Below are 12,081 nucleotides of genomic sequence, written 5' to 3'. Positions count from 1 at the left end.
CCGGGCGGTTCGGACGTTTGACCGGCACCGCAAGGAAACTGCGCTGCGAAGGAGGCGACATGCTGGAAATTACGGGACTGGGCGGCTTGATCCTGCTTGCCCTCGATATATGGGCCATCGTTTCGGTCGTCGGATCGGCGACAACAACCGGGAAAAAGGTTCTCTGGGTCCTGCTGATCCTGATCCTGCCGCTTCTGGGCTTCATCATCTGGCTGATCGCCGGGCCGCGACCGCTGCGCGCCTGAGCGAAGGCGTGCCCCCGCAGCCCCGCCCGCTCGGGGGCCAGAGCCCGCCGGTGGAACAGGCCCCCGCCTGCGGCGTTGATCCGGCGAAGCTTTGTCAGGGAGAATACGCCATCCGGGTCAAATCCCATATCGCGGTGCTTGCCGCCCCGCTGCTGACCGGCTGCGGGGGCCGGCATTCCTGGCTGGCCGGTGCCGGGGCCGAGGCGCGCATCATCGAAACGCTGTTCTGGCCCTTCCTGTTCGGGGCGGCGGTTCTGTGGCTGGCGGTCATGGCGCTGGCCATCGCCGCCTTCCGGTCCCGGCGGGAGGAAACCCGCGGGCTGGTCCGCGCGATCATCATCGGCGGCGGCGCGATCGTGCCGGGCATCATCGTCGCCGCGCTGCTGGTGATCGGGCTTGTCACCCTGCGGGCGCTCGCGGCGATGCAGCCGGGGCTGAGCGTGCAGGTCGATGGCGAGCAATGGTGGTGGCGGGTGGTCTATGACACGCCGGCGGGCGCGGTGGTCACCGCCAACGAGATCCGCCTGCCGCGCGGCGAGACGGCCGAGCTGCTGCTGAGTTCCGACGACGTGATCCACGCGTTCTGGGCGCCGGCGCTCGGCGGCAAGATGGACATGATCCCCGGCCGCACCAACCGGCTGACCCTGACGCCGCTGACCCCCGGAAGCTGGGGCGGGCTGTGCGCGGAATATTGCGGCGGGGCACATGCGCAGATGCGTTTCGACGTGACGGTGATGGAGCCCGCGGCCTTCGGCGACTGGCTGGCCGCCGAAGCGGAACCCGCATCGGCGCAGGCGCTGGCGCGGCAGGACGGGCTTTCGGTGTTCCTCGATTCCGGCTGCGGGGCGTGCCACAGCGTGCGCGGCACCGAGGCGGCGGGACAGGTCGGGCCGGACCTGACCCATTTCGCCGCGCGGCAAAGGCTGGGGGCCGGGATCGCGCCGCTGACCGATGCCGCGCTGCGCCGCTGGATCACACGCACGCAGGACATGAAACCGGGCGTGGAAATGCCCGCCTATCCCGATCTTTCGCCCGAGGCGCTGGATGCGCTCGTGGGCTTTCTGATGGCGCTGAAATGACCCAGGTACCGGACGATCACCAGCCGCGCGACGGCGGACGCGACGCGGCGGAACGCGCCTCTCTGGCCGAGGCGTGGCGCACCCCGACCGGCTGGCGCTATGTCTCGGCGGTCAACAATTCCCATGTCGGCAAGTGGTATATCCTGGCCGCCTTCGGCTTTTTCACCTTTGCCGGGCTGCTGGCGCTGCTGATCCGCACCCAGCTTGCGGTGCCGGAAAACGACCTTTTGTCGATGGAACTCTATAACCAGGTCTTCACCCTGCACGGCACCGCGATGATGTTCCTGTTCGCGGTGCCGATCTTCGAGGCGGTCGCCATCCTCATCCTGCCCGAGATGCTGGGATCGCGCGACCTGCCCTTTCCGCGCCTCTCGGCCTTCGGGTTCTGGTGCTTTGTGATCGGCGGGGTGTTCGTCTGCGGCTCGATCTTCTGGAACGCCGCGCCCTCGGGCGGGTGGTTCATGTACCCGCCGCTGTCCTCGGACCCCGAGCAGACCGGGATCGGCACCGATATCTGGCTGCTCGGGCTCAGCTTCATCGAGGTCGCCTCGATCGCCGCGGCGATCGAACTGATCGTGGGCGTCCTGAAATGCCGCCCGCCGGGGATGCGCCTGAACCTGATGCCGCTTTACTGCTGGTACGTGCTTGTCGTGGCCGGGATGATCCTGTTCGCCTTTCCCCCGCTCATCGCCGGCGACCTGCTGCTCGAGATGGAGCGTGCCTTCGGCTGGGCCTTTTTCGATGCCGACCGGGGCGGCGATCCGCTGCTCTGGCAGCACCTGTTCTGGATCTTCGGCCACCCAGAGGTCTACATCATCTTCCTGCCCTCGATCGCGCTGATCGCCACCATCCTGCCCGCCATGACGCGCAGCCCGGTGGTGGGCCATTCCTGGGTGATCCTGTCGGCCATCGGGGTGGCGTTCCTCAGCTTCGGGCTGTGGGTGCATCACATGTTCACCACGGGTTTGCCGAACATCTCGCTCGGGTTCTTCTCGGCCGCCTCCGAGGCGGTGGCGATTCCGACCGGCATCCAGATCTTCTGCTTCATCGCAACGCTGCTTGTCGGCCGGGCAAGCCTGAACGCGCCGATGCTTTTTGCCGGCGGGGCGCTGGCGATCTTCGTCTTCGGCGGGCTGACCGGGGTGATGGTCGCCATCGTGCCGTTCGATTTCCAGGCCCATGACAGCTATTTCGTGGTCGCGCACCTGCATTACACGCTGATCGGCGGGATGCTGTTCCCGATCTTTGCCGGGGTGTATTACTGGTATCCCTTCGCCACCGGCCACATGCTGTCCGAGCGCCTGGGGCGATGGGCCTTCTGGCTGATGTTCGCGGGCTTCAACATCGCCTTCCTGCCGATGCACTGGACCGGGGTGCTGGGGATGCCGCGCCGGGTCTGGACCTATGCGGCGGACATGGGGTGGAACGAGCTGAACCTCGTGTCCAGCGCCGGGGCCTATATCCTGGCCGCGGGATTTGTCGTCTTCGCCTTCGACGTGCTGCGCCCCAAGGGCCGCACCCCCACCGCGCCGGCGGACCCGTGGAAGGCGGCGACGCTGGAATGGGCCCGCGAAGGCCCCGGCAGTCCGTGGGGCATCCGCTCGGTGCCCGAGATCACCACCCGCTACCCGCTGTGGCAGCAGCCGGGCCTGAAGGACGAGATACTGCGCGGCGCGTGGTACCTGAGCGACGCGAAGGACGGCCGGCGCGAGATGATGGTGACCGATATCCTCGACGCCCGGCCGATGTTCGTGCAGCGCATCCCGGGGCCGGGTTTCGTCACCATCTTCGCGGCCGGGTTCCTCGGGGCGGCCTTCATCTTTGCCACCTACCACTGGTGGCTTGCCGCCGCCGCCGCGCTTGCCGCCTTCGTCGCCACCGTGCTGTACTGGCTCTGGACCGGCACCGGCGGCATCCCCCAAACGCCCCGGCGCGATTGCGGCCGCGGGCTGGAACTGCCGCTTTACGCCAGCGGGGCGGGTTCGGCCGGCTGGTGGGCGATGTTCATCACCATGATCGGCGACACCACCGCCTTCGTCGGGCTGGTCTTTGCCTATGCCTTTTTCTGGACGGTGCATGGCAGCTTTCCCCCGCCGGGCACAACGCCGCCCGATCCGCTGCCGGCATCCGGCGGCGCGCTGCTGATCGCGGCGGCATGGGCGCTGATGATGGCGGCGCGCGGGCTGAACGCGGCCGGTCGCCGGGGCGCCGGAGCTGCCCTGCTGCTGGTGCCGGTCGCGGCGGTGGCGGGGGCCGCGGCACTGGCATTCGCGGCATTCCGTGCCGGGCTCGACCCGACGCGGCACGCCTTCGACGCGACGATCTGGGTGCTGATCCTGTGGATCTGCGCGCATGTGGCCGCCGGCATCCTGATGCCGCTCTATTGCCTGGCCCGTTTCCGCGCCGGGCACATGGACGCCACCCACGACGCGGAGCTGCGAAACAGCGTGCTGTTCTGGACCTTCCTGCTGGTGCAGACCGGCGTGACCTGGGCGCTGATCGCGCTGGCGCCGCTGATCCCGTCGGGGGCATCATGACCTATCCGCGCCTCATAGACGACGGGTCGGTCTGGATCGTGGTCATCCCGCCGGTGATCTGGGCGGCGCATTTCCTGACATGCTACTGGGTCGCCGCCGTCTGGTGCGCCTCGGGCGCGGCGCCGCTGACGCCGGTCGTGTGGGCCATTGCGGCGATCACCGTGGCGGCGCTCGGCGGTATCGGCTGGGCGGCCGTGGTCGCGGTGCGGCGCTATGGCGGCCTGCGCCGGCCGGGCCGCCACGTTTCGCGCGACGAACCGGAGGGGCGCAAAGCGTTCCTCGGGCATGTTGCGCTTCTTCTGGCGTCGCTGAACGGGGTGGCCGTGCTGTTCACCGCCCTGCCCGTGCTGGTGTTCCGGCAATGCTGAGCGCGATGCGCATAACCGGGCTGGCGATGCTGGCGCTGATCTGGCTTTCGCCGGTCGCGGCGCTGACCACCGGGTCGATCATCGTCCATATGGGCGTGCACCTGACGCTGGTGGCGCTGGCCCCGGCGTTGCTGGCTCCGCGCCTGCCGCTGCGCCCCGGCCCCGCCGGGCTGTTTGCCGTGCTGGCCGTCGAGATGGCGCTGGTCTGGGCCTGGCACGCGCCGGCGGCGCATCTCTGGGCAAGGCTCGACCGGACGGGTTTCGTGCTGGAACAGGCCAGTTTCCTTGGCGCGGGCCTTCTGGTGTGGGCGGCCGCGCGGTCGGCGGGGCGGTTCGGCGGCGCCTGCGTGCTGTTCGGGACGGTGATGCACATGACGCTGCTCGGGGCCCTGATCGGCCTCGCGCCGCGCCCGCTCTATGGCGAGATCTGCGCGGGATGGTTCGGGCTTGGCCCGCTGCAGGAGCAGCAGGTCGCCGGGGCGCTGATGGCGGTGGGCGGCGGGGCGATCTATCTCGCCGCGGCGCTGGTGCGGCTGGCGCCGGGCCTGACCCTGCCGGAGCCCGCGCGATGAAGCGGAGACACCGCCATATCGCCCTGGCCGCCGCCTTCCTGCCCGTCGCCGCCGCGGCGTTCTGGTTTGCCGCGCCCTACAATATCGCGGCCTCGGTCGAGCATTACGCCCCGATACGCGCGCTGCTCAACGGCTACATGAAGAACGCCGTGGCCATCCGCGCCGCCCGGACCGAGCCGCCCGACTGGTTCGACCCGGACGACCCCGCGCTGATCCGCCTGGGGGCGGGGCATTTCGCCACCGGCTGCGCCGCCTGCCACGGGGCGCCGGGCCGGCCCCGCAGCCCCGTCGTCAGGGGGATGCTGCCCGAGCCGACACGGCTGGAGTCGGCGCAATACAGCACCGGGGAATACTACTGGCTGGCGCGGCACGGGCTGAAATACACCGGCATGCCCGGATGGGCCGGCGAAGGCCGCGACGACGAGCCCTGGGCGCTGGCGGCGTTTCTCGGCAACTACGCGGCGCTCAGCCCCGGGGACTATCACGACCTGGCCTGGGGCCCGTCGCCCCCGCCATCCGACGCGGCGGCCATGACGCTCGGCGGCGTGGCGGGCCCGCAGACCCCGTTCGACGGCTGCGCCCGCTGTCACGGCCGCGACGGGCTGGGGCGGGACGGCACCGCGCCGAAACTTGCCGGCCAGAGCGCCGAGTACCTGGCCGCCGCACTGGACGCCTATGCCGGGAACCGCCGCCAAAGCGGCTTCATGGAGCCCGTCGCCGCCGCGCTGTCCCCCCGGCTGCGGGCGGAGCTGGCCCGCCGCTTCGCCGGGATGCCGCCCGCGTCACCCGTGCCGGACGGAGCCCCGCCGCCGGGCGACGCCGCCCGCGGCCGCACCCTGGCCGAACGCGGCGATGAGCATGACGAGATCCCGTCCTGCATCGCCTGCCATGGCGGAGACGGCACGGCGCCGCGCGCGCCCGACATTCCCCGGCTCGCCGGGCAGGATGCGCGCTGGATCGTGGTCTGGCTGCGGATGTGGCGCGACGGGCCGATCCCCGACACGCCCGGCGCACCCCGGATGGCGGCCGCCGCGCGCGGCCTCGACGATGACGAGATCGCCGACCTCGCCGCGTTCTACAGCACCGCCGCCAGCGCCGGGGCCAACCGGGAGCGGTAAGCCACCGTCGCTGCCCCACCGGGGCGGGGGTTCTTCCCCGCCATGCTGCACGAAGCGGAAACGGGCTGTGCGGGATGAAAATGATGGTCGGGCAGCGCGCAACAGAGGGCATCGCACGGCCGCGGTCGGGCGATCCAACGCTTGTGGAATGGCATTTTATCGCGCCGCCACTTCCTCCCTAAAACCGTGGCACTGGCGGCAGCCAATCGCCCGGCCGGGGGGCGGCCGTGCGATGCCCGGGCCGCTGCGCGGCTGTTCCGGACAGGTGCAGGGCGGAACATCCGGGCGCGATATCCGTTCACCAGATATCGGCGCACAGGCCGATCCCTGACATGAAAGGACATCCCGATGCCTGCCAGATCGAAAGCACAGCAGAAGGCGGCCGGTGCCGCCCTGTCGGCCAAGCGTGGCGAAACCGCCGTCGGCGACCTCGAGGAACCGGCCAAAAGCATGTACGACTCGATGAGCGAGCGGGAGCTGGAGGACATGGCCGGCACCAGCCGCAAGGACAAACCCGACCATGTCGACGACTGACCGCCGGTGCCCCTTGCCCGAACCGTCCTGAACCAGGAACGGCCCGACGGGTTCCATTATTTCTTTTTTCTTTTTCCGAAACCCGTTCGCGCGCCGCGTGTTTTTCCATCAGTGGGACAAGCGCCCCTGAACACCTATGGATGAAATGGAGAAAGTGACGATGAAACGCCTTCTGACAACCACAGCCGTCGTTGCCTGCATGGCGATACCGGCCCTTGCCGAACAGCACGGTTCCGAAACGTCCGAAACCACCGGGCAGACCGACAGCATGGATACCACCACCGGCACCACCGGACAGGCCGACACGGGCGGCACCGACGCCATGGACACCGATACCGCCGCGGAAACCAGCGCCATGCCCGGCGCCGAAATCCAGGTCTCGACCCTGATCGACAAGCGTATCTTCATGGCCGGCGAACCTGCAGAAGACGGTTCGGCCACGCAGAACGAGCAGAACGATGCGACCGCCGATGGCGACATGGCCGCCGGTGTCAGCGAGATCCCCGACAACTGGCAGATGGTCGGCGATATCGACGACCTGATCGTTACCGAGGACGGTGAAGTGCAGGCGCTTCTGGTGGATGCCGGCGGTTTCCTCGGCATGGGCGAGACCGAGCGCCGGATCGGCATCCAGGACGTGCGTTTCGTCCCCGACACCGATGACGAGGGCGACTATTACGTGGTCTTCGCCGGCAATCGCGCGACCTTCGAAGAGCTGGGCACATACGACCAGACCCGCGCGGAAGACGAAGGCTGGATGCGCGCCTCGCAAAACGAGGAGATGGCCCGCGAACTGGACCAGAGCCCGCAACGCCAGCAAGAACCCGTCGAGTGGGGCGCAGTCACGACAGACGAGGTGCTGGGCGCGGCCGTCTATGGTGAAGACGGCGAATGGATCGGCGACCTCAGCGAGCTGAACGTGACCGGGGACGGCGAGGTCACCGGCGTCATCCTCGACGTGGGCGGCTTCCTCGGCATCGGCGAAAAGTCGGTGGAACTGCCGATGGACCAGGTGGAACTGCGCCGGACCGAAGGCGACGAGATCCGCGCCTATGTCTCGGCCACCCAGGAAGAGCTGGAGACCATGGAAGAGTGGTCCGACCAGTCGTAAGTCGTAAGCCCTTCCGGCAGAACGGCGAAGAGGCGCGGTTTCCCGCGCCTCTTTCCTGTTTCGAATCCCGCCCGGCCCGTGGCGGCAAGTAGCATGCCACGCGGGATCAGTCCTTGTCGCGGGGTTTTCCCCCGGCCTCCTCCTCGGCGATCTTGATCAGCCTGATGACGATCAGCGCCAGCACCGTCGTGGCCAGCGCCATCGACCACATCCCCCACCCGGCGGACAGGCCGATCGCGGCGGCCAGCCACAGGCTCGTGCCCGTGGTCAGCCCCCTGACCTTGCCTTGCGAAAAGACGATCATGCCGGCGGCCAGGAAGGCGACCCCGCTGGTCACCGCCTCGATCAGGCGCAGCGGGTCCATGGCGACCTGCCCGGTATGGGCCTGCGACCTGACCAGCGCCTCCAGCATGATGAGCGTGTAAAGCGCCGCGGCCAGGCCGACCAGCATATGCGTCCTGAGCCCGGCAGGCCGCTGCCGCGTCTCGCGTTCGAAGCCGATCAGGCCACACAGGACGAGAGCGCCCACAAGCCGCGCGACGATCACCTCGAGCGGCAGGGCGGTGGTCGCCAACAGTTCGTCGAACAGGTCTTGCATCGTGATCTTCCCTCCTCGTGTCCGGTGAAGATCAACGGCATCCGGTCGCTCCGGTTCCCGGCGCATCCGGCAGGGAACTGTATGCCTGTCCGCGGGTTGGGCTTTCAGAAATCAACGCAATCGCATGAAAAAACGGGAAAACCCATGACGGACGCAACCAGGGTCGCAGTCGTCGCCGGTGGCACGGCGGGCGTCGGGCGCAGCGTGGTGTCGCACCTGATCGCCGCGGGCTATGACGTCGGCGTGCTTGCGCGCGGCAAGGACCGGCTCGAGGCGCTGGCCCGGGAATACGGCGACCGCGTCGCCTGCCTGCCCTGCGACGTCTCGAACGCGGCCGAGGTGTCGCGGGCCGGCAGCGCCATCGAGGAATTGCTGGGCCCGGTCGAGGTCTGGGTCAATTCCGCGATGCTCACCTCGTTTTCCCCCTTTGCGGCGATGGAGGCCGGTGAATTCGACCGGATCGTCGACACGACGCTGCTGGGCGCGGTCAACGGAACCCGGACGGCGCTGGCGCTGATGGAGCGGCGCAACACCGGGCGGATCGTCAATATCGGGTCCGGCTTCGGCTATCGCTCGGTCCCCTATCAATCCGCCTACTGCACCTCGGAACACGGGATCAACGGATTCAGCGCCGCTCTGCGCTCGGAACTGATACGCGAGGGGTCGCGCATCACGCTGAGCCTGGTGCAGCTGCCGGCGGTGAACACGCCGCAATTCGACTGGGCGCTGAACCGGATGGCCATGCGCCCGCAGCCCGCCCCGCCGGTGTTCGAACCCGACGTCGCCGCGCGCGGGGTGATGCGCGCCGTCCGCGAGGGCCGGCGCGAATATTTCGTCGGCCGGTCGGTGATCCGGCTGATCCTGGGCAACATGATCTTCCCCGACTGGTTCGATCACAGGCTGGCGGATGTGGGGGCCGAGATGCAGAAATCGGACATCGCGGAACCCGGCGGGCGGCCCAACAACCTTGCCGGCCCGGTGCCTTCGGCCGCGCCCGTGGCCGAGGGCCGGTTCGGTGCCCGGGCCGAGAACCGGGCGATCATCGTGGATGCGGACCGGCTGCGCCTGTCGGTGTTCTGGGCGGCCCCGGCCGTCGGCCTGCTGATCGGGCTGGTGCTTGGCTGACGCACCTGTCCGGCAAGGGATCAGTGGTCGTGGTCGGCAGGGCTGCCGCGTCCCTGCCGGACCTCGTTCTTGACCTGCCCCCAGGCCAGCATCGTGAAAATCGCGGTTCCGCCGACGACATTGCCCGCCAGCACCGGCAGGAAAAAGGTCATGAGCACCTCGACCAGGTCCAGCTCGTTGCGCCACAGCAGGAACCCCATTTCGACCGAACCGGCGATGATATGGGTGAAATCGCCCGCGGCGATGGCCCAGGTAAAGGCAAGGATCACCAGCAGCTCGTTACCCCGCGCCGATGGCATGATCCAGACCAGCGAGGCGACCAGCACGCCCGCGGGCACCGCGCGGATAAAGCTGTCCCACGTCCCCATGCCGACGGCGTGGCGGGACAGGCCGGTGATCGCCTCGGTCATGTCGTCCGAAAATACGCCGGGGATCGTCATGAACCATCCCGCAAGCAACGCGCCCAGTACGTTCGCACCCAGCACGACGCCCCAAAGCCGCATCATCGCGCGAAAGCACGACAGGCTGCGCCGCGTGATGGCCGGCAGGACGGTGGTGATCGTGTTCTCGGTGAAAAGCTGCATCCGGCCCAGGATGACGACGACGAACCCCAGGCTATAGCCCAGGTTCTCGATCAGGAAGGCGCCGCTGGTGTCGGGCAGGTTCGCGCGAAAGATCGCCTCGCCCAGCACCGACAGGCTGATCAGGATACCCGCCGCGAAGCCCGACCAGAGCAGCGACACGAAGGGCCGGTCCAGTTCGGCCTCGCCGTCGCGGCGGATCACCTCGTATATCAGGCGCGCGGAGAGCCGCGTTGCCTCGAGCACGAAGGCCTCTTCGCGTTCCTCTGTCTCGGCGCCGCCCCCGGCCGGGTCGGGGCCGGTCGCCCGGTGGTGTTCCTCTGCCATGCAGGACAACCGCAACGCGCCGGGGTTGGTTCCGTTCCGCCCCCTTGCCGGGATGTCAGGGATGCCGCAGCGCGGCCGAAAGGGTTTCGGTCGTTCCGAAGGGTTTGCGCCGGAAGACCACCGTCAGAAGGTAGCAATGCGCCTTGTGCTCGTGCTGCGTTCCCGCCTCGAGCTGCGAGGCGAAGGCCGCGATCAGGCGAATGCCCAGCCCGGCGCCGTCCACCGGCGCGTCCGAGGCCATGGAATTCTCGATCTCCAGCCGGATCAGCGGCTCACCGTCCGGCGCGTCGCCCGGTTCGGCGCGCAGCGTCATCTTCACGTAGCGCGGCCTGCCCGGGTCGGCCGACAGGTATTTCAGCGCGTTGGTCACCGCCTCGGTCGCCAGCATCGCCAGCGGGCTGGCCTGGTCGGGCGACAGCTCGACCGGGTCGAGATCGAACCGGAGTTCGATATGCTTGCCCGGTTCCGCCCCCATCGCATAGGTCTGTTCGACCAGGTCCCGCAGCAGATCGTCGACCCGCAGCTTTGCCAGCGACGACGTCTGGTAGAGATCCTTGTGGAACTTGGCGAGGCTCGCCAGCCGGCCCCGCACGCGCTGCAACGCCTCTTCGGCCTTCGGCTCGTCCGCCTGCCGGATCTGCATGTTGATGATCGAGGACATCAGTTGCAGGTTGTTCTTGACGCGATGGTGGACCTCGCGCAGCAGCAATTCGCGTTCGTGTATCCGGTCTTCCAGCAGCGCCTCGTCCCGGACGACCTTTTCCGCGAGGCTTTCGAAGGCGCCGCCGATCTCGCGCAGCTCGGACGAGGCGCTTTTCAGCGAGTTGCCACGCAGCAGCGAACGCCCGTCGGCAAAGTTGCGAAAGCGCATCCGCAACGTCTTGATCGGCCGGATGACCATGTGGCGCAGGGTCAGCAGCACAACCACCAGCGTCACCAGCCACATGATCACCGGGAACAGCATCATCGACCAGGACACCGGGCTGGCGTAGGAAAACGGCAGGTCGCGTTCCCAGCTTCCCAGCGCATAGGCGCGGCGCGGCACGATCGGGACAAGCACGAAATCCCGCATCTCGCCGTTCTGGCTGGCGCCGTGAAACACGAACTCCCTTTCGCGCACGATATCCATCAGCTCGATATCCGCCGGAAGCAGCGCCGGAAGCTCGTCCGGCGCAATGTCCGATGTCAGGATTTCCCCCTTGTTGTTGAAGATGAGGATGCGGGTCGTATCGGGCAGGTCGTCACGCTCGCGCAGCTCGACCAGCGGCAAGGCCGAGAACGACAGCGAAACGAACCCGTCGAACGCCCCGGCGCGGTCATAGACGGGCTGGTTGAAGACGATGGCCGCCGCGCTGCCGGCCTCGGTCGAAGGGGTAAAGCTGATATCCGATCTCGGTTCGGCATAGAGGCGCTGACTGTCGCGGTTCGCGGAAAAGTCGATTTCCTGGTCCAGGCTGTTGCAGCGCGACCGGGCCTCCCGGTCCAGGTAGGCGGCAAAGCCGACCCCGGTTCCGCGCGCCACGACGCTTTCCATCAGCTCGACGCACTGGGCCCGGGACATGTCGATTTCCCCCACCGTCGCCGCCAGCCCCTGCGCCAGCCCGAAGGCGTGGTAAATCGCCTCGTGCTCGGGCCATACGGCGCGCGAGGTCCGCGCGACGATATCGGCGCGATAGACCTTTTGCGCCCCCTCGACCGCGCGCTGGGTCTGCAGGACCGCCAGCAGGCCCAGCGGCAAGAGCACGATGGTCAACACGATGGCCGCACGCATCTGCAGCGTGTTCCAGCGCGTGTCCGGCGGAACCCCGTTCGGACGCATGTTTTCCGGTCCGGGCTGTTTCTGGTTCAATACGTCCCCCCGATCATCGCCGGCACCGCCGCCGGAT

At 68.4% G+C, this 12,081-nt stretch carries 12 protein-coding genes; 9 read left to right on the top strand and 3 right to left on the bottom strand.

From position 1 onward, the window contains the following. The first annotated feature begins 59 nt into the window (after positions 1-59). The 8 genes from F3H87_RS18445 (at position 60) to F3H87_RS18415 (ending at position 7,564) form a co-directional block, all read left to right on the top strand. Entirely contained in the window at positions 60-245 is a 186-nt protein-coding gene (locus F3H87_RS18445; RefSeq protein ID WP_149789373.1) for a PLDc N-terminal domain-containing protein, read from the top strand. Between the two features lie 50 nt (positions 246-295). Next, positions 296-1,324: a cytochrome c oxidase subunit II gene (locus F3H87_RS18440; RefSeq protein ID WP_223228125.1), complete on the top strand. Its 1,029-nt coding sequence runs from the start codon at positions 296-298 to the stop codon at positions 1,322-1,324. After that, a complete protein-coding gene (gene ctaD, locus F3H87_RS18435; RefSeq protein WP_149789372.1) occupies positions 1,321-3,861 on the top strand; it encodes a cytochrome c oxidase subunit I in 2,541 nt (846 codons plus the stop codon). Before F3H87_RS18440 ends, ctaD begins: the two co-directional genes overlap by 4 nt. Further along, positions 3,858-4,229, top strand: a complete 372-nt coding sequence (locus F3H87_RS21875; RefSeq protein ID WP_188129263.1) for a hypothetical protein — start codon at positions 3,858-3,860, stop codon at positions 4,227-4,229. Before ctaD ends, F3H87_RS21875 begins: the two co-directional genes overlap by 4 nt. Further along, positions 4,223-4,801, top strand: a complete 579-nt coding sequence (locus F3H87_RS18430) for a cytochrome c oxidase assembly protein (RefSeq protein ID WP_188129262.1) — start codon at positions 4,223-4,225, stop codon at positions 4,799-4,801. The genes F3H87_RS21875 and F3H87_RS18430 overlap by 7 nt, the downstream gene beginning before the upstream one ends. Beyond that, entirely contained in the window at positions 4,798-5,919 is a 1,122-nt protein-coding gene (locus tag F3H87_RS18425; RefSeq protein WP_149789370.1) for a c-type cytochrome, read from the top strand. Before F3H87_RS18430 ends, F3H87_RS18425 begins: the two co-directional genes overlap by 4 nt. 348 nt (positions 5,920-6,267) lie before the next feature. Further along, complete coding sequence (locus F3H87_RS18420) at positions 6,268-6,453, top strand: DUF3008 family protein (protein ID WP_149789369.1); 186 nt, start codon at positions 6,268-6,270, stop codon at positions 6,451-6,453. 160 nt (positions 6,454-6,613) lie between these two features. After that, positions 6,614-7,564 (top strand): PRC-barrel domain containing protein, encoded by a 951-nt coding sequence (locus F3H87_RS18415; protein ID WP_149789368.1) that lies wholly within the window; start codon positions 6,614-6,616, stop codon positions 7,562-7,564. A gap of 106 nt (positions 7,565-7,670) precedes the next feature. Here the strand turns inward: F3H87_RS18415 and F3H87_RS18410 are convergent, their stop codons facing one another. Beyond that, on the bottom strand, positions 7,671-8,162 hold the full coding sequence (locus F3H87_RS18410) for an MgtC/SapB family protein (protein WP_149789367.1): 492 nt from the start codon (positions 8,160-8,162) through the stop codon (positions 7,671-7,673). A gap of 144 nt (positions 8,163-8,306) precedes the next feature. On the opposite strand from F3H87_RS18410, the gene F3H87_RS18405 reads away from it, so the two are divergent. Beyond that, positions 8,307-9,287 (top strand): SDR family oxidoreductase, encoded by a 981-nt coding sequence (locus F3H87_RS18405; protein WP_149789366.1) that lies wholly within the window; start codon positions 8,307-8,309, stop codon positions 9,285-9,287. Positions 9,288-9,307: 20 nt separating this feature from the next. Here F3H87_RS18405 and F3H87_RS18400 read toward each other — a convergent pair whose 3' ends face one another. After that, positions 9,308-10,195, bottom strand: coding sequence for a formate/nitrite transporter family protein (locus F3H87_RS18400; protein WP_149789365.1), 888 nt, complete (start codon positions 10,193-10,195; stop codon positions 9,308-9,310). Between the two features lie 55 nt (positions 10,196-10,250). Beyond that, positions 10,251-12,014 carry a sensor histidine kinase gene (locus tag F3H87_RS18395; protein ID WP_149789364.1) on the bottom strand — a complete coding sequence of 588 codons (1,764 nt, stop codon included), beginning with the start codon at positions 12,012-12,014 and terminating at the stop codon, positions 10,251-10,253. Between the last annotated feature and the right edge of the window lie 67 nt (positions 12,015-12,081).

Source organism: Lutimaribacter pacificus (assembly GCF_900142185.1).
In the GTDB taxonomy this organism is placed as follows: domain Bacteria; phylum Pseudomonadota; class Alphaproteobacteria; order Rhodobacterales; family Rhodobacteraceae; genus Lutimaribacter; species Lutimaribacter pacificus.
Note: the sequence above shows the minus strand (reverse complement) of the source record. Positions and strands in the feature narration are given on the sequence as shown.